The sequence below is a fragment of the Flindersiella endophytica genome (genome assembly GCF_054779015.1).
Genome location: NZ_BAAGYY010000009.1, coordinates 495,534 through 512,330, shown reverse-complemented (window position 1 = coordinate 512,330; position 16,797 = coordinate 495,534). Strand labels below are relative to the sequence as shown.

The following is a 16,797-nucleotide window of genomic DNA, read 5'->3' as shown; positions in this document are numbered from 1 at the left end:
GGACGACTCACGGGACGACTCACGGGACGACTCACGGGACGACTCACCGGCTGGCTCACGGCCTCACTCATGATTTGGCCACCCCGACCTTGACGCCCTCCTTGATGCCGGGGCCACTGACCTCGACCCGGCCGTCGGCGAACATCCCGACCTCGATGGAGACGACTCTCGACTTGCCGCCCTCGACGACCTCCAGGCCGTAACCGCCCTCCCGCAACGCCAGCAGCGCGCTGATCGGAACGGTGAGGACGTTCTCCCGCCTGTCACTGACCAGCTCGATGTCGACCGGAGCCTGGTCGAAGCCGGCCGTCGACTTCGGGTCGTCGAGCGTGACCGTGACGTCGATCGTCGACGTCTCCTCCTCGCCGGACTGCCCGCCGCCCGAGGTGTGCGCGACCGTGCCGATGGTCGCGATCGTGCCCTTGAGCTCGGTGTCGTCGGGCAGCGTGGCGGTCACCTTGTCGCCCTTCTCTACCAGCCCGCGGTTGTCGACGTCGAGGTCGATCGAGACGACACGCTGGGTTCCGGTGTACTTCAGCACCGGGCCGCCCACGCGGTCGCCGACGTTCGCCAGCTGGTCGGCGACCCGGACGGCCTTGGTGAGAAAGACGATCTGGCCCGGGTCGACCCTGCCGGTCTCCTCCAGCCCGAGGTCCTCCTGCCACTCCTCCACGGCGTCGGCGGTGTTCTCGGTGAACTCCTCGTCGACGGTGAAGCCGTCGTAGCCGAGCTCCGCGAGGTTCTCCTCCAGCTGCTGGACGTCCGGGCCGTCGTCCACGCCGTCGGCGAGCGTGCGGTAGAGCGGCAGCGCGCCGTACATCAGGACGACCGGCTGGTTGTCGATCCAGTAGAGCGCCTGGCCGCGGCTGACCGTCGCGCCCTCGGCCGGCAGCTTGGTCACCACGCCCTGCTTGGAGCTCTTGAGCTCGTACTCGTCGCCGTAGCCGAGCGTCCCTTCGACTTCCTCGGTCCGCTGCAGGGTCTGGCTGGTCACGGTGGTCGTCTCCGGCGGCAGCGTCGGTGTGGGTGCCGCGGCCGCCTGCCCGCCGTCGCGCAGCTGCTCGACCAGCTGGTCGACATAGCCCTGGCTGTAGGCGTACCAGCCACCGGCGCCCAGCGCACCCAGCACGACGACCGTGACGGCGGTCTTGCGGACACCGCGACGCCGGCGGCGCTCGGCCGGGCGGGACTGCTTCACCTCCGAGTTCAGGTCGGTGTCGCTCACTTCCCCATCACCGCCTTGGGAGCCTTGTCCTGGCAGGCTTCCTGCGCCTTCTTCACGTCCTTGCCGCCCTGCCGGATCTTCTTCAGGTCCGCGATCGGAGGGATGCCGGTGTTCGGGTCCGGGTCGCCGATCTCCAGGCCCTGCCCGCGCAGGCATTTGACGTACTCGAGCATCTGGGCCTTGCCCTCCTCCGAAAGCCCGGGGCCCTGCTTGCCGCCGGGTGCGTACTTCTGGCACTCGTCCATCGCCGCCTGGCGTTTCTTCGGGTCGACGTCCTTCAGGTCCCCGAACGGATTGGGATCGTTCGGGTCGTAGTCCTTGACGTTCAGGCCGTGATCACGCAGGCACTCCGTGAACTGCAACATCCGTTCGTCCGGGTCGCTCGCGGGCTCCGCACTGGTCGTCGGCTTCGCGCTGGTCGTGGCCCCCTGGTCGGCTGACGCGACGTCCGGGTCGCCGTCGGTGCCGGCACTACAGCCGGCCAGCAGTACGAGAACCAGCGGCACGGCCAGTACGGCGGAACTCAACTGCCGCCTCATCTGTCGTCTCCTGTCTCATCGGATTCCATCGGATCGGATTGGTTGTGCAGGCCGATTCGACCGGGGACGGCGTCAAACCACTGTTAAACCGCGCGTTTACCTCCATGTGACGGCGGGCGGGCGAGGATGGGGGCATGCGCGTACTGGTAGTGGAGGACGAGCGACCGCTCGCCGAGGCGGTCGCCAAGGGCCTGCGCCGCGAGCTGTTCGCCGTCGACGTGGCCTACGAGGGCGACGCGGCGCTGGAACGGCTCACGGTCAACGACTACGACGTGGTAGTGCTCGATCGCGATCTGCCACGAGTCCACGGCGACGACGTATGCCGGCACCTGGTCGACACCGGCTCGCCGGTCCGGATCCTGATGCTGACCGCGGCCGGTGAGCTCGACGATCGGGTCGAAGGGCTCGGCATCGGCGCCGACGACTACCTCGCCAAGCCGTTCGCGTTCACCGAGCTGGTGGCGCGGATCCGGGCGCTGAGCCGGCGTTCGCGCGAGCCCGCGCCGCCCGTCCTGGAACGCGCCGGCATCCGGCTCGACCCGGCCCGCCGCGCCGTCTCGCGAGACGGCCGGCCGCTGACGCTACGAGCCAAGGAGTTCCTCGTGCTGGAGGAGCTGATGCGGGCCGACGGCTCGGTCGTCTCGTCCGAACAGCTGCTGGAGAAGGCCTGGGACGAGAACATCGACCCGTTCACCCATGTCGTACGCGTCACCGTGATGACGTTGCGGCGCAAGCTCGGCGACCCCTGTCCGATCGAGACCGTGCTGGGAGCGGGGTACCGGATCCCATGAGATCGCCGTTCAGAGCCCTGGGCCCGACGATGCGGGTCAAGCTCACGCTGCTGTTCGCCGCGCTGTTCCTGGTCGCCTGCTCGCTGCTGACCGTGTTCTTCTACACCGCGTTCGAGAACAGCTTCCCGACCGGAAAAAGCTCGGCGCTGACCGTACTGGCGCGAAACTATCCGAAGGCGATCGAACGGATGACGTCGGAGGACTTCACCGCCGAGCAGCGCAACGAATTCATCAAACAGGCCGTGACCGCGCTCGACAGGCAGCGCGACGACGCGCTGGGCTCGATGTTGCGGCAGTCCGGCCTCGCGGTCGGCGTGATCGCGCTCGCGGCGATCGGTGCCGGCTGGCTGCTGGCGGGACGTGCGCTGCGGCCCGTGCAGAAGATCACCGAAACCGCCCGCAGGGTGGCCGATCGCAGCCTCCACGAACGGATCAACCTGCCCGGGCCGCGCGACGAGTTCAAGGAGCTCGCCGACACCTTCGACGCGATGCTGGAGCGGCTGGACAAGTCGTTCGACAGCCAGCGCCGCTTCGTGGCGAACGCGTCGCACGAGTTGCGCACGCCGCTCGCCGTCAACCGGACATTGCTCGAGGTCGCCGGCACCACCACGGACCTGTCGCCGGAGATGCGGTCGGTCGTCAACACGCTGCTGGCCACCAACGACCGCAGCGAACGCCTGCTGGACGGCCTGCTCGTACTCGCGCGCAGCGAGAACCTCTCGCCACAGCGGCGGGAGGTCGACCTGTCCGACATCGCGGCGCACGCGGTCGAGGAGGTGGTGGCCGAGGCCGCCAAGACCGGTGTGGTGGTCGACGCCGAACCCGAGCCCGCCCCGACCACCGGAGATCCGTCGCTGCTGGAACGGGTCGCGATGAACCTGGTGCAGAACGCCGTCCGGCACAACGTCCCCGGCGGAACGGTCATGGTGACGACCGGACCCGCGGAGGAGCCGGGCTGGGTGGAGCTCCGGGTACGCAACACCGGGCCGCACGTGCCGCCGTACGAGGTCGACGGGCTGTTCGAGCCGTTCCACCGCCTCGGCGACGCACGGGTCTCCGACGGGCACGGCGTCGGGCTGGGGCTGTCGATCGTGCGCTCCGTGGTGCACACGCACGGCGGGCGGATCCAGGCCGTCGCGCAGCCCGCAGGTGGGCTGGACGTCACGGTCGGGCTGCCGGGCTGACCACTTGTTGCCGGATCGCTTCACAGCGCCGTGCCGTACGTTCACGATATCGGCATGCGGAGACTCATTGTGTGCCTGGGCGTTTCGGTCCTCGCCGGCGCCGCTCTGGCCGCCCCCGCCTCGGCGGCGGCGCCATCCGATCCGGCGCGGGCCGAACTACGCGGCATCGTGGAGAACGTTGTGAGCGCGGACGGTGTGCGCTACTCCGCGCACGACGACGCGGGCCACACGATGGACACGGCGAAGATCATCCAGGACTCGACCGGTGGCTACCTCGCGGTCTACCACCACATGCACACCGACGGACGCTTCAAGGTCAACCTCGCGACGTCGAGCGATCTCCTCAACTGGCGCTGGGTGCGCGAGCTCGCCGGCAGCGGAACCGGTGGTGGCGCCTCCCAGCCGACGATCACGCAGATCTCCAACGGTGGCTACGTGATGGCGTGGGAGCAGGAGCCCAGCAACCACTTCGCGTTCCGCTACTTCGCCAACCGGGCCGACCTGCTGAACGGCGCGGTCTCGCGGCGGTTCGACGCGCCACTCTCGCTGTCGTCGTGCGCCGAGGGCACGCCGAACATCTACTCCGTCACGCTCTCCCCGGATATCGACCATTCCGTCATCGACGTCGGCGGGCACTACTGGTGGAACTGCGACCGCGACCGGCAACAGCGTGGCAGGCTCACCAACTTCTCCTCGTGGTCGACCTCCGCGCAGCCGAACTACGACAACGCGTTGCTGTACTGGGGTGTCGGCGGCAACATCGGCGACCGGGACGCGGTCCACTTCCGTGGCTACGACTTCGGGCTGATCGAGGGCCAGTTCGTGAAGGGTGACTTCGGCTCCTGGCGGACGTTCGTCTACGACTACCAGACCGGGAACGCCGACCAGACGACGATCCGGACCGCCGGTGGGAGCACGGCGTTCGCCAACCCGAGCGTCACGGCGCTACGCGCGCCCGACGGCCGGCCGGCGCTCGTCGTGACGTTGTTCGTGCCGAGCGAGGGAGCGGCACTGGGCGAGGCCGGCGAGCTGATCTACTACAAGACTTACTGAGACCCACCGAGGCCCGTCGAGGTTCGAGCCTTGTGATCCCGGCGCAACACGCACGCAATCGGCCGTGCCTAGCGTGCCAGCATGATCGGACGACGAGATCTCTTCGTGGCCGGCGCCGCACTCGGCGCGACCGGTATGACCGCGAACGAGCTGGCGGGGCCGGCACCTGCCGCGGCGGGGCCGGCACCGGAGACACCGGCCATCCTGCAACCCGGTAACGGGCGACGGCCTGGAGCGTACCTGCCGTCGACGCCGGAGACGGTGAGCTGGGGGTTCCTGCCCAACCGAGTGAGCAAGCCGGTGTTGACGATCCGGTCCGGGTCGACCGTCACGATCGACACCGTTTCGCACGAGGGGATCCTCGAGGACCAGGGCAGGGATCCGGTGACCTACTTCGGCGACCACGGCGTACCCGAGGACCAGGTGCTCGCCGATGCCAGGGCGATCGCGGCATCCCCGCTCGTACACGACTTCGACGCCGACGGCCCGCACGTGGTGACCGGCCCGGTCGCCGTCAGCGGCGCACGGCCCGGCGACGTCCTCCGGATCGACGTGCTGGAATTGCTCCCTCGCGTGCCGTACGGCGTGATCTCGAACCGGCACGGCAAGGGCGCACTGCCCGGCGAGTATCCGGAAGGCTTCGTGGACGACCCGGCCAGCCGGCCGTACCTCAACGCGTTCGACAACATCTCGGTCTTCACACCCGTCCGGCACGGCCGCGGGATTCTGCCGGCGGGCAAGGGAGAGGTCCGCTTCCCGCTCGCACCGTTCATGGGCCTGATGGGTGTGGCCACCGACACGTCCGATCGCGTGCACTCGGTGCCTCCGACGATCGCCGGTGGGAACATCGACATCAACGAGCTCGGCGTGGGCTCGACGCTCTACCTGCCGGTGCAGGTGCCTGGCGCGTTGTTCTTCGCCGGTGATCCCCACTTCGCCCAGGGCGATGGGGAGGTGGCGCTGACCGCGCTGGAGGCATCGCTCCGCGCGACGTTCCGGCTGACCGTGATCCGGCCGGGCGGCGCCGCACCGGAGGCTGCGTTCTCGTACCCCTTCGCCGAGACCGACGACTACTGGATCCCGATCGGCCTGTCCGACCCGGACGGCCCCGTCGGCGGCCAACAGACGTCGCTCGACCTCGCGATGAAGACGGCGGTACGCAACGCACTGGCGTTCCTCCACGAGGAACTCGGCATGGCCAAGGCCGTCGCCTACGCCTACCTCTCGGCCGCGACCGACTTCGAAGTGTCGCAGGTGGTCGACCGTACGACCGGCATCCATGCCCTGATCCGCAAGACCGACTTCGGCTAGCCGACTGGCAGGAAGCGCGTGATCCCCCGCACCCGGGCGCCGGCGAGGGTGAGCACGATCGTGCCGGCGGGATACTCCTCGGCGCCGACGTGAAGGCAGTCGAACGCCGGCTGGCCGTTGACTCGCGTGGGTCGAAGCTCGATCCGCAGGTTCTCCCCGACCCGCCAGGCCGTACTTGCCCGCAGGAACGCCGCGATCGCTTCCGCACCGACGTACTCGTGCGGCGCGGGCGGCATCGCCAGCCAGGCGTCGTCGGTGAGCAGGTCGAGTACGCCGTCGATGTCGTCCTTGGTGAACGCCTCGGCGAACCGCCGGACCACCTCCTGCTCCCGCACTGTGCCGGGACTCCGGTGCGTCGCGGTGGCGCTCTGCCGCAAGGCGCTTCGGGCTCGCTGCAGCAGGCCCTTGACCGCCGTCGATGTCGCGTCGAGCATCGACGCCGCCTCTGCGAGGGAGTACCCCAGGACGTCACAGAGCACGACGACGGCGACCTGCCGCGGCGGGATCCGCTGGAGCGCGGCGACGAACGCGAGCTCGACGGACTCGAGCGCGGTGTAACGGTCCTCCGGCAGCAGCGCGTCCGGGAATGGTCGCAGCCACGGCAGGTCGGCGCGGCGGGTTGGCTCGGGCGGCTCGAACGGCGGCAGCGGCTCGGCCGGGATGCGCCGCCGGTTGTCGCGCAGCAGGTTGAGGCAGCGGTTGGTGGCGATGCGGTAGAGCCACGCCCGCAACGAGGAGCGGCCCTCGAAGCCCGGCAGCCCTTGCCAGGCCGCCAGCAGGGTCTCCTGCAGCACGTCCTCGGCGTCGCTGAGTGAGCCCACCATGCGGTAGCAGTGCAGCAACAACTCGCGGCGGTAGGCCCCGACTCGCTGATCGAAGTCCGACCGTTCCGATCCGAGCGGTCCTGGTGTCTCAACCTGCATGACGAACACAGCATTGCAGACCGCCCTCGCCTACTTTCACGCGTGGACGGCCAAGGACCTCGACGCCGCCTTGACCCACATCGACCCCGACGTCGTCCTGGACGCACCGGCGGGCCGGATCGTGGGCCTCGACGGGTACCGCGAGTTTCTCGGGCCGTTCGCCGGGCGATTCCTGATCCGGGCGGAGCTGATCGCCGCGTTCGGCGACGACACCAGCGCGATCCTCATGTACGACACCGAAACAGTGCCGGCCAAAAGCGCGCCGGCGGCGGAGTACGTTCAGGTGCGCGACGGGCGGATCACCTACAACCGCTTCATCTTCGACCGCACGCCGTTCACCGAGTTCCGTGCGGCGCATGGATAGAGCGGGGATCGTGCCCTCAGCCGGCAGTGACCGAATCCGGCCGAAATGGGTAGACCTCGGCTCCTTCGGTAAGCACCCTGGTCACAAACCGGAGGTGCCCGATGACGAGCGACCGACCAGCCGCCGTTGCGGCTGTGCAGGATCCGTACCGGCTCACACCCGAAGGTGTCAAGGAACCACCGACCGGCTGGGGCGCGAGCCTCCGCTATCTCGGCCCCGGCCTGATCGTCAGTGCCTCGATTGTCGGCTCGGGCGAGCTGATCGCCACCACGGCACTCGGCGCCCAGATCGGCTTCGTCCTGCTGTGGATGGTCATCATCTCCACCACGGTGAAGGTGGCCGTCCAGATCGAGCTGGCCCGCTGGACGATCGCGACCGGCAAGCCCGCGCTGACCGGATACAACGACGTCCCGCCGAAGTTCGGCCGGATCGGCTGGGTCAACGTGCTGTGGATCATCCTGTCGCTGTCGAAGATCCTGCAGCTCGGAGGAATCGTCGGCGGGGTCGCCGCCGCGCTCAGCATCCTGTTGCCGATCGGCGGCGATCCGCTCGGCACCACGTCGCTGACGATCTGGACGGTCGTCGTCGTCGCGGTCAGCATCGTGATGCTGTACGCCAACCGCTACAGCCTGATCGAGCGTGGTGCGTTCTGCCTCGTGGTGGTCTTCTCGATCGTCACCGTGCTGATCGCGTTCGGCCTGCCGTTCACGCCGTTCGCGTACGGCGGTGGCGAGCTGCTGTCCGGCCTGGAGTTCCGGCTGCCGGCCGCCGCGGTCGGTGCGGCCGTCGCGATGTTCGGCATCACCGGCGTCGGCGCGGACGAGATCACGTTCTACACGTACTGGTGTGTGGAGAAGGGCTACGCGCGCTGGGCCGGACCGCCGGACGGCAGCGAGGCCTGGGTGCGGCGCGCCAACGGCTGGATTCGCGTCATGTACAAGGACTGCGTCCTGTCCTGGGTGATCTACACGTTCGCGACGCTGGCGTTCTACCTGATGGGCGCGGCGGTGTTGCATCCGCAGGGCCTGAAGCCCGAAGGCAACGAGATGCTGGAGACGCTCGGCCGGATGTACACCGACACGCTCGGCGAGTGGGCCACGATCGGCTTCCTGGTCGGCGCGATCGCGGTGCTCGGATCGACGTTGTGGGCGGCGATCCCGAGCTGGTCGCGGATGTACGTCAACGTGCTCGCCACGTTGGGCCTCGTCGACTGGAGCGACCCGGTGACCCGGCAGAAGTGGATCCGCGGCTTCATCGTCGCGCTGCCGCTGATCTGGGGTGCGGCGTTCCTGGTGATCTCCTCGCCGGTGGTCATGGTGCAGGTCGGCGGCGTGATGACCGGCATCTTCCTGCTCGCGGTCGTCGTCGCCATGTGGTGGCTGCGGAAGGCCGAGGTGGACAGCCGGTTGTACGGCGGCAAGGTGTTCAACGCGTTGCTCGTCATCAGCAGTGTCGCGATCGGCGTCCTCGGCATCTACACGATCGTGAGCGTGTTCGGCCTCGCGGTCGAGTAGCCGGCCTACGCGGCGGGGAACTGCACGCCGGTCAGGCGTTCGGACTCCGCCCAGAGACGTTCGGCGTCGGCCTGGTTCTCCGCCCGCGGCGGAACCTTCGCCGGCGCCGGGCCGCCGGTCAGCTCGCCGAAGCCGTCCGGTCCGTAGTAGCCGCCGCCGGCCGCGTCCGGGCTGGTCGCGGCGTAGAGCGCCGGCAGGCAGCCGGTGTCGACGTCCTGCCACATCCAGCGCCAGTTGTAGGTGAGCTGGAAGATCCTGGCCAGCTGGCCGGGCCGGGCTCCGGCGTGGGTCGGGCCGGTGGTCTGCAGGTTCGTCCGCGTCGCGCCGGGATGTGCCGCGGTGCTGCGGATCCCCCAGCCGTCAGCCTGGCTGCGGCGGTCGAGCTCGCGGGCGAACATCAGGTTGGCGAGCTTGGACGTGCCGTACGACCGCTGCGGCTGGTAACGCTCGCTCTGCAGGTCGTCGAAGTCGAGCCGGCCCATCCGCGCGATGCCGCTGCTCATCGTCGTCACGCGCGACGTGCCGGCCGCCTGAAGCAACGGCAGCAGGTGCCCGGTCAGCGCGAAGTGGCCGAGGTGGTTGCCGCCGAACTGCAGCTCGAAGCCGTCCTCGGTGAGGGCGCGCTGTGGCGGCATCATCAGGCCGGCGTTGTTGAGCAGGAAGTCGATCGGCCGGCCTTCGGCGTTGAGCTGCTCACCGAGTGCGGCGATGCTCGCCAGCGACGCGAGGTCGAGCTGCCGGAGGCCGAGCTTGGCGGCCGGAACGTCGGCGCGCAGCTGCGCGATCGCGGCCTCGCCCTTCTGCTGGTTGCGGACCGCGAGGATCACCTCGGCGCCGGCCTGGGCGAAGCGACGGGTGAGCCCGAAGCCGAGACCGCTGTTGGCGCCGGTGATGACAGCGAGCTTTCCGGTGAGGTCGGGGACTGCGATGTCGGGTGTCGAGCGGGCCATGTTCCACTCCAAGAGACCGATGGGCTGTTATCGTCCGTCACCAAGCTAACAGACTGATGGTCTCTTAACAAGAGCCCGGCGGTCTGATATTTTTGGAGTATGAGCTTCCAGCGCGCCCGCAGCCCCGAGCAGGTCGAGGCCCGCCGCAGCGCGATCCTGGAAACCGCCCGCGTGCTGCTGAGTGAACGGCCGGCCGCGGAGATCAGCCTGCGCGAGCTCAGCGACCGGGTGGGCCTGGCGAAGTCGAACGTGCTGCGCTACTTCGACAGCCGCGAGGCGATCTTCCTCGAGCTGCTCGCCGCCGACTGGACGGACTGGCTGAACGAACTGGAGGCGGCGCTGTCCGGGTCGCCCGCCGACCCGGCTCGCCCGTACGCCCGCGAGACCTGGGTCGCCGAGACGATCGCCGGCACTGTGCTCGCCCGGCCGCTGCTGTGTGACCTGGCCAGCCAGATGGCCGGCGTGCTGGAACGCAACATCTCCCACGAGTTCGCGCTCGGCTTCAAGCAGACCACCAACCACAACACCGACCGGCTCGCCGAGCTGGTGCGGCGGCAGCTGCCGAACCTCGGAGTGCAGGACGCGTGGTTGTTCGCCGGTGCCGTGCACGTGATCGTCGCCGGCGTGTGGCCGTACGCCACGCCGACCGAGACCGTGAGCGCTGCCATGCGCGAGCTCGGGATGCCGCCGGCTCGCGAGCTGGTAACTGCCGGGTTGCGGGAGGGCCTGGTCAACCAGCTCGTCGGAGCCTCCGTCCGCGCGACAACACGAGCTTCCATGGGTTACTAAGCCGGGCGCAGTAAGATGGGCCCCATGCGTACGCGGAACAGTGCCCGCTTCCGGGCTCCACTCCAGCTTCAGTGGTGGCGCCGCCCCTAGGCGGCTGCCGCGTTTCCGCGCTCTCCAAGCGAAACCAGACCGCCGTCACCGGCGGTCTTTTTCGTGCTTCCACGCCCGAGGCCCGTCCGGTGCGGCTGACCAGACAGGAGCCAACCCCCATGGGCCAGACGATCCGGTACGTCACCGGCGGCGGCATCACCGTGCACCGCACGGCCGGCGCCGCCGAACCCGAGCAGCTCAGCCGGCTGACCGCCGACCTCGACCACCGGCGTGGTGGCGTGCTCAGCTCCGGCGTCGACTACCCGGGCAGGTACAGCCGCTGGCACGTCGGCTACGTCGACCCGCCGCTGGAGCTGGTCGCCCGCGGCCGGACGGTCACGGTACGCGCGCTGAACAGTCGTGGCCGGGTGCTGGTTCCGGCGCTCGCCGAGGCGGTGGACAGCGCCGGACGGCTCGACGCCGTCACCGAGGACCATTTCGAGGTGTACGTGCCGGCGGCGGAGGACGCGACGTTCGCCGAGGAGGACCGCACCCGGCAGCCCACGGTCTTCTCCGTGCTGCGCGCGATCGCCGACTGCTTCGCCAGCGACCAGGACGACCACCTCGGACTGTTCGGCGCCTACGGCTACGACCTGGCGTTCCAGTTCGAGCCCGTACGCCTGAGACACCAACGGCCGGAGCAGCAGCGCGACTTCGTGCTCCACATCCCCGACCAGATCGTCGTGCTGGACCGGAAGCGGGAGACGTGCACGCGGTACGACTACGAGTTCGCCGCCGGCGACCGTACGACGGAGGGCCTGCCACGCCGGACGCCTGACACGCCGGTCGTCGCCTCGCGCAACCTGCCGGAACCGCCCGTACCCGGCGCGTACGCCGAGATCGTCCAGCAGGCAAAGGAGAAGTTCCGGCGCGGCGACCTGTTCGAGGTCACGCCGAGCCACGTCGTGCACGGGCCGTGCGACTCGCCGGCCGCCTTCTATGAGCGGCTGCGGGCACACAACCCGGCGCCGTACGAGTTCCTGTTCAACCTCGGCGAGGGCGAGTACCTCGTGGGCGCTTCGCCTGAGATGTACGTGCGGGTACAGGGATCTCGGATCGAGACCTGTCCGATCGCCGGCACCATCCGCCGGGGTGACGACGCACTCGGCGACGCCGAGCAGATCCGCACGCTGCTCAACTCCGTGAAGGACGAGTCCGAGCTCACGATGTGCACCGACGTCGACCGCAACGACAAGTCGCGGATCTGCAGGCCGGGTTCGGTGCGCGTGATCGGGCGACGGCAGATCGAGCTCTACCGCAGGCTCATCCACACCGTCGACCACATCGAGGGCGAGCTGCGGCCGAAGTACGACGCGTTCGACGCGTTCCTCACGCACATGTGGGCGGTCACGGTGACAGGCGCACCGAAGCAGTGGTCGATGCAGTTCATCGAGGACCACGAGGAGACACCCCGCGGCTGGTACGGCGCGGCTGTCGGGTTCGTCGGCTTCGACGGGTCGATGAACACCGGGCTGACCTTGCGTACGGCCAACATCCGTGGCGGGATCGCCGCTGTCCGGGTCGGTGCGACGCTGCTCCACGACTCCGAACCGGATGAGGAGGAACGCGAGACGCACCTCAAGGCGCGGGCCCTGCTCGACGTCGTGTCGGGTGCGGCGGCACCGGACGTCGCCGCCTCTGCCGAGACTGCCCAGCCAGGCAAGGGGATGCGGGTGCTGGTCGTCGACTACCAGGACTCGTTCGTGCTCACGCTCGCCGACTACTTCCGCCAGCACGGAGCGGACGTCGTGACGCACCGGTTCGGCTTTCCCGAGTCGTTGCTGGACGAGCTCCGCCCGGACCTCGTCGTACTGTCGCCGGGACCCGGCCGGCCGGCGGACTTCGACGCGGAGAGCTTGCTGCGGGCGCTGGACGCGCGCGGGCTTCCGGTGTTCGGTGTCTGCCTCGGCCTGCAGGCGATGGTCGAGGCGGACGGCGGTGAGCTGCGCGTGCTACCCGCGCCCGCGCACGGCAAGCCAGGCTCGGTGGACGTCCTCGGCGGCGAGCTGCTCGCCGGGCTCGAAGGCCCGCTGACCGGAGCGCGGTACCACTCGATCTACGCCAGGCCCGAGCAGGTGAAGGGATATCGCGTCACGGCGGTCACGCAGGACGCGAGCGGCGAGACCGTGGCGATGGCGATCGAGGACCCGGAGCGGCGGCGGTGGGGCGTGCAGTTCCACCCGGAGTCGATCCTGACGGCGGCCGGGCGTACCGGTCACCAGGTGGTCGCGAACGTGCTGCGGCTGTGCCGGGCCGCGGGTCAGGCCAGCCAGTCGTAGGTGCTGCCGCTGCCTTGCCTGGTTGCCGACTGATAGGCGAGCCAGGACAGCGCGAGGTCCTGCCAGGGTAGGCCGACCGGGGCGTACACCGTGATCTCGTCGTCGCGGGTACGCCCCGGTGCCTTGCCCTGAACCACCTCGGCAAGCGTCGCGTCGGCGTGACTGATCGCTCCGACGGCCGTGGCCAGGCGTACGTCGTCGACGAGCACGGTCGCGGACCGCAACAGGTCCGCGGCGAGTTCGACCTTGCCCGGCTCATCGGCTCCGAGCGACGTGAGGTGCATGCCCGGACGGAGGTCCGCGGCGGCGAGCAGTGGCGAGCGAGACCACGTGGCGAGAACGACGATCTCGCTGCGTCGCGCGACCTCGGCGGATGTCGCGACCGGGTCGCCGCCGAACGCGGTCGCGCGTTCCGGCACGAGGTCGTGGACGACCAGGTCGTCGATCGGGCGCAGGGCGGCCAGTCCTTTCAGCACGAGCTCGGCCTGGGCTCCGGCGCCGATCACGCCGACGGATCGCGCGCCTGCCCGCGCGATCAGGTGGGTGCCGAGGGCGGCGGCCAGTCCCGTTCGCCAGGCGGTGATCGTGGCGGAGTCGAGCACGGCGAGCAGCTCGCCGGTGGAGAGGTCGTGCAGGCAGACGATGCCGCGGAGGGCGGGCGAGGCGGCGGGGAACTTCGCGTTGACCTTGACCGTGTACGCCGGGATGCCGTCGACGAGCCCGGGAATCAGCGCCGTCGCGGTGCCGGCCTGGCCGGGCAGGTCGGTGCGTACGCGCTGCGGTTCGATCGAGCTCCTGGCAGCCGCGAAGCCGACGCGAATCGCGGCCAGACACTCGTCGACGGCGAGCAGTTCGGTCAGGTCGCCGCGGCCGAGGAGGAGCGTCACTGAGCGTCCTGGTTGGCGAGCCGGGCAACGGCGGTCGCGATCTGCCGGCGGGCCTGCTCGGGTGACAGGTCGGCGCCGAGCATCCGGCGTACCTGCGGCACCGCGCGTCCCCAGTTGACCAGGCCGATCACGAACAGCATCAGGACCGACGGGTCGATCTCCTCGTCGATCAGGCCCTCGCGCTGCGCCTTGGCCATCGCGCCGGCCTTCTGCTCGTAGTGCTTGGTGCGGTCGGCCTCGTCGGGCACCTCGCGGTCGCCGTACTCCAGCGCCTCCCAGAGCAGCAGGCGCAGGAACTCCGGGTGCGCACGGTGGTAGTCGTAGAGCCGGGCGGCGTATCCGCCGAGGTCGGCGGCGTCGACGGGTGCGGTCGCGGCGAGCTCGCCCATCACGTTCTGCAGGACGCGCGAGAACAGCGCCTCCTTGTTGCCGAAGTAGGCATAGATCGCCTGCTTGTTGGCCTTCGCCTTCGCGGCGATCCGGTCCACGCGAGCACCGGCGATGCCGCGCTCGGCGAACTCCTCGGTCGCCGCGGCCAGGATGCGCTGCCTGGTCGCTTCCGCGTCGTACGCCATGTGCCTCAGTGTAACAGCGGAGTAAACCAACTGGATGGTTTGCATCTGGCGAGATCCGGAGCTAGCGTCGAAGCCAACTAGTTGGTTTAGATGGGAGTCACCCCCTTGACTAGCGTCACACGTTCCACCGACAGGTCTGACGCCCTGACCTCGGCGGATGCCACGGATTCGGTCGATTCCGCTGCCTCCGCTGGTCCGGGTGCCCCCGCCGGGTCTTCCGCTGCTTCCGCCGGGGCTACCCGGACGGCCGATGTTGGCGCCGGGCAGGCCGGCGCGTTGCCCAGGCTGCTGGTCCCGGTCATCGCCGTGTGTTGTGGCGTGACCGTTGCCAACATCTATCTCGGGCAGCCGTTGCTCACGCTGATCCAGGCCGGGCTCGGCGTCTCCGCCGGCGCGGCCGGGTGGGTCGCGACGTTCGGGCAGCTCGGGTACGCGCTCGGCGTGCTGTTGTTCCTCCCGCTCGGCGATGTCGTACGCCGGCGGCCGCTGTTGCTCGCGCTGCTGGCGGGTACGGTCGGCGCGCTCGGCCTCGCCAGCGGGGCCACCAGCCTCCCGGTCCTGCTCGGCGCGGTGCTGCTGGCTTCGGCGTTCACCGTGATTCCCCAGCTGCTGATCCCGCTGGCGGCCGAGATCGCGCCGGCTCAGCATCGCGGCCGGGTGATCGCGGCGGCCCAGACCGGCGTGGTGGTCGGCATCATCGGGTCGCGGGCGTTCGGCGGTGTGATCGGTGAGCAAGCGGGCTGGCGGACCAGCTACGTGATCGCCGCACTCGCCACCGCCGCGATCGGGCTGGTCACGGTCGCGCTGCTGCCCATGGAGAGCAAGCGAACGGGAGCGTCCTACGCCCGGCTGCTGCGCTCGCTGCCGGAGCTGCTGCGCACCGAGCCGGCGCTGCGCCACGCCAGCCTGCTGCAGGCCGTGGTGTTCGGCACGTTCACGATGTTCTGGGCGACGCTGGTGTTCCTGTTCACCGGGCCGCCGTACCACTTCCACGCCGGTCAGGCCGCCCTGCTCAGCCTGGTCGGCCTGGTGGGTGCGGGCACCGCTCCCCTGGCCGGACGGCTCGCCGACCGGTTCGGGCCGCTGCCGGTCGCCGGCGCGGGCGCGGGGCTGATCTGGCTGGCGGCGGTGGGCTTCACGCTCGCACAGCACGCGCTCGCGATCTCGCTGCTCGCGATCGCGGTACTCAACGCCGGGTTGCAGTTGGCGATGGTGTCGAACCAGACCCGGGTGATGTCGCTGCGACCGGACGCCCGGTCCCGGCTGAACACCGTGTTCGTCGTCCTGGCGTTCGTCGGCGGCTCGGCCGGAGCGGCGCTCGGCGCGACGTTGTACGAGCACCTCGGCTGGTCCGGCGTCGGGTTCACCGGCCTCGGCGCCGCGACGCTCGCCTGCCTCACCTGGCTGGTGATCCGGCTGCGATCCTGAAACCATGCCCAGCGAGCGCCAGATGATCGAAGCGAACCAGGCCAACTGGGACGCCCGCGTTCCCGTGCACACGGCCAGTGAGTTCTACCGGCGCGAGGCGGCGTACTGGTTCGCCGACTACGAGTGGGACGACCTCGGCGAGCTGGCCGATCGCGACATGCTCCATCTCCAGTGCCACCTCGGCACCGAGACGATCGAGCTCGCCCGGCGAGGCGCGCGGGTCACCGGGCTGGATATCTCGGCTGCCTCGGTCGAGGCCGCCAGGGAGCTCGCCGCCGACGCGGGCCTGGAGGCCGGCTTCGTCCAGGCCGACGTGCACGACGCCATCGACGTGCTGGGCACGCAGCGGTTCGACGTCGTCTACACCGGCAAGGGGGCGCTGTGTTACGTGCCGGACCTGGACCGGTGGGCGAGTGTCGTCCACCAGCTGCTGCGGCCGGGCGGCCGGGTCTACGTCGTGGAGTTCCATCCGCTGCTCATGTCGCTCGGCACCGCACCTCGCCCGGAAGACAACACGGACGAGGACGGCGGGCGGCTGTCGCTGCGCGCCGACTACCTCGCGGGACGTGGCGCCCGGCGGCGCGACTCCGACCGCACCTACACCGACGGGCCAGCCCTGCAGACCGCCACCGTGAGCTATGAGTGGGCGCACGGGATCGGCGAGCTGGTCACCGCCCTGCTCGGTGCCGGCTTCCGGATCGACCGGCTGCGCGAGACCGGCGAGATCCCCTGGCAGCGGTGGCCGACCATGCACCGCACCAAACGCGGCTGGTGGCGACTTCCGGACAAGGCACCCCGGATACCCCTGCTCTACGCGCTGCTGGCGACCAGGGCCGAGTAGGAGTGGGGGCTGGATGGACACAGCCGGCTCGTAAGCTCGTCTCTTGTGCCAGGA

16 protein-coding genes are annotated in these 16,797 nt (G+C 69.8%); 10 read left to right on the top strand and 6 right to left on the bottom strand.

What is annotated here, in order from left to right; all coding sequences use genetic code 11:
- Positions 1-67 precede the first annotated feature (67 nt).
- Both ACYVF6_RS07740 and ACYVF6_RS07735 read right to left on the bottom strand, forming a co-directional pair.
- A complete protein-coding gene (locus ACYVF6_RS07740) occupies positions 68-1,225 on the bottom strand; it encodes an efflux RND transporter periplasmic adaptor subunit (protein WP_460517761.1) in 1,158 nt (385 codons plus the stop codon).
- Positions 1,222-1,764, bottom strand: coding sequence for a DUF3558 domain-containing protein (locus tag ACYVF6_RS07735; RefSeq protein WP_460517758.1), 543 nt, complete (start codon positions 1,762-1,764; stop codon positions 1,222-1,224). The genes ACYVF6_RS07740 and ACYVF6_RS07735 overlap by 4 nt, the downstream gene beginning before the upstream one ends.
- A 134-nt stretch (positions 1,765-1,898) precedes the next feature.
- Here ACYVF6_RS07735 and ACYVF6_RS07730 point away from each other — a divergent pair, with 134 nt between their 5' ends.
- The 4 genes from ACYVF6_RS07730 to ACYVF6_RS07715 all read left to right on the top strand — a co-directional run bounded on the left by ACYVF6_RS07730 (position 1,899) and on the right by ACYVF6_RS07715 (position 6,103).
- Positions 1,899-2,555, top strand: a complete 657-nt coding sequence (locus ACYVF6_RS07730) for a response regulator transcription factor (protein ID WP_460517755.1) — start codon at positions 1,899-1,901, stop codon at positions 2,553-2,555.
- Entirely contained in the window at positions 2,552-3,739 is a 1,188-nt protein-coding gene (locus ACYVF6_RS07725) for a sensor histidine kinase (RefSeq protein WP_460517752.1), read from the top strand. Before ACYVF6_RS07730 ends, ACYVF6_RS07725 begins: the two co-directional genes overlap by 4 nt.
- Positions 3,740-3,793: 54 nt before the next feature.
- A complete protein-coding gene (locus tag ACYVF6_RS07720) occupies positions 3,794-4,792 on the top strand; it encodes a hypothetical protein (RefSeq protein WP_460517750.1) in 999 nt (332 codons plus the stop codon).
- Between the two features lie 81 nt (positions 4,793-4,873).
- A complete protein-coding gene (locus tag ACYVF6_RS07715; protein ID WP_460517748.1) occupies positions 4,874-6,103 on the top strand; it encodes an acetamidase/formamidase family protein in 1,230 nt (409 codons plus the stop codon).
- On the opposite strand, the gene ACYVF6_RS07710 is transcribed toward ACYVF6_RS07715, so the two are convergent.
- Positions 6,100-7,026: an RNA polymerase subunit sigma-70 gene (locus ACYVF6_RS07710; protein ID WP_460517745.1), complete on the bottom strand. Its 927-nt coding sequence runs from the start codon at positions 7,024-7,026 to the stop codon at positions 6,100-6,102. The genes ACYVF6_RS07715 and ACYVF6_RS07710 overlap by 4 nt on opposite strands.
- Here ACYVF6_RS07710 and ACYVF6_RS07705 point away from each other — a divergent pair.
- Together ACYVF6_RS07705 and ACYVF6_RS07700 are read left to right on the top strand one after the other, a co-directional pair.
- A complete protein-coding gene (locus tag ACYVF6_RS07705) occupies positions 7,025-7,390 on the top strand; it encodes a nuclear transport factor 2 family protein (RefSeq protein ID WP_460517743.1) in 366 nt (121 codons plus the stop codon). The genes ACYVF6_RS07710 and ACYVF6_RS07705 overlap by 2 nt on opposite strands.
- A gap of 101 nt (positions 7,391-7,491) precedes the next feature.
- The gene (locus tag ACYVF6_RS07700) at positions 7,492-8,904 is read left to right on the top strand and encodes an NRAMP family divalent metal transporter (RefSeq protein ID WP_460517740.1); all 1,413 of its coding nucleotides are present in this window, start codon (positions 7,492-7,494) and stop codon (positions 8,902-8,904) included.
- A gap of 5 nt (positions 8,905-8,909) precedes the next feature.
- On the opposite strand, the gene ACYVF6_RS07695 is transcribed toward ACYVF6_RS07700, so the two are convergent.
- A complete protein-coding gene (locus ACYVF6_RS07695) occupies positions 8,910-9,854 on the bottom strand; it encodes a Rossmann-fold NAD(P)-binding domain-containing protein (protein WP_460517737.1) in 945 nt (314 codons plus the stop codon).
- Between the two features lie 99 nt (positions 9,855-9,953).
- Here ACYVF6_RS07695 and ACYVF6_RS07690 point away from each other — a divergent pair, with 99 nt between their 5' ends.
- Positions 9,954-10,643 (top strand): TetR/AcrR family transcriptional regulator, encoded by a 690-nt coding sequence (locus tag ACYVF6_RS07690; RefSeq protein ID WP_460517734.1) that lies wholly within the window; start codon positions 9,954-9,956, stop codon positions 10,641-10,643.
- A 209-nt stretch (positions 10,644-10,852) separates the two neighbouring features.
- Positions 10,853-13,012: an anthranilate synthase gene (locus ACYVF6_RS07685; RefSeq protein ID WP_460517731.1), complete on the top strand. Its 2,160-nt coding sequence runs from the start codon at positions 10,853-10,855 to the stop codon at positions 13,010-13,012.
- Here ACYVF6_RS07685 and ACYVF6_RS07680 read toward each other — a convergent pair.
- Together ACYVF6_RS07680 and ACYVF6_RS07675 are read right to left on the bottom strand one after the other, a co-directional pair.
- Positions 12,994-13,899: an ornithine cyclodeaminase family protein gene (locus tag ACYVF6_RS07680; RefSeq protein ID WP_460517728.1), complete on the bottom strand. Its 906-nt coding sequence runs from the start codon at positions 13,897-13,899 to the stop codon at positions 12,994-12,996. The two genes, ACYVF6_RS07685 and ACYVF6_RS07680, sit on opposite strands and share 19 nt — an antisense overlap.
- Positions 13,896-14,474: a TetR family transcriptional regulator gene (locus ACYVF6_RS07675; protein ID WP_460517725.1), complete on the bottom strand. Its 579-nt coding sequence runs from the start codon at positions 14,472-14,474 to the stop codon at positions 13,896-13,898. Before ACYVF6_RS07675 ends, ACYVF6_RS07680 begins: the two co-directional genes overlap by 4 nt.
- Before the next feature lie 318 nt (positions 14,475-14,792).
- Between ACYVF6_RS07675 and ACYVF6_RS07670 the strand changes: the two genes are divergently transcribed.
- Both ACYVF6_RS07670 and ACYVF6_RS07665 read left to right on the top strand, forming a co-directional pair.
- Positions 14,793-15,902, top strand: coding sequence for an MFS transporter (locus ACYVF6_RS07670; protein ID WP_460517723.1), 1,110 nt, complete (start codon positions 14,793-14,795; stop codon positions 15,900-15,902).
- Positions 15,903-15,906: 4 nt separating this feature from the next.
- Positions 15,907-16,743 (top strand): class I SAM-dependent methyltransferase, encoded by an 837-nt coding sequence (locus tag ACYVF6_RS07665; RefSeq protein WP_460517720.1) that lies wholly within the window; start codon positions 15,907-15,909, stop codon positions 16,741-16,743.
- The last annotated feature ends 54 nt before the right edge of the window (positions 16,744-16,797 follow it).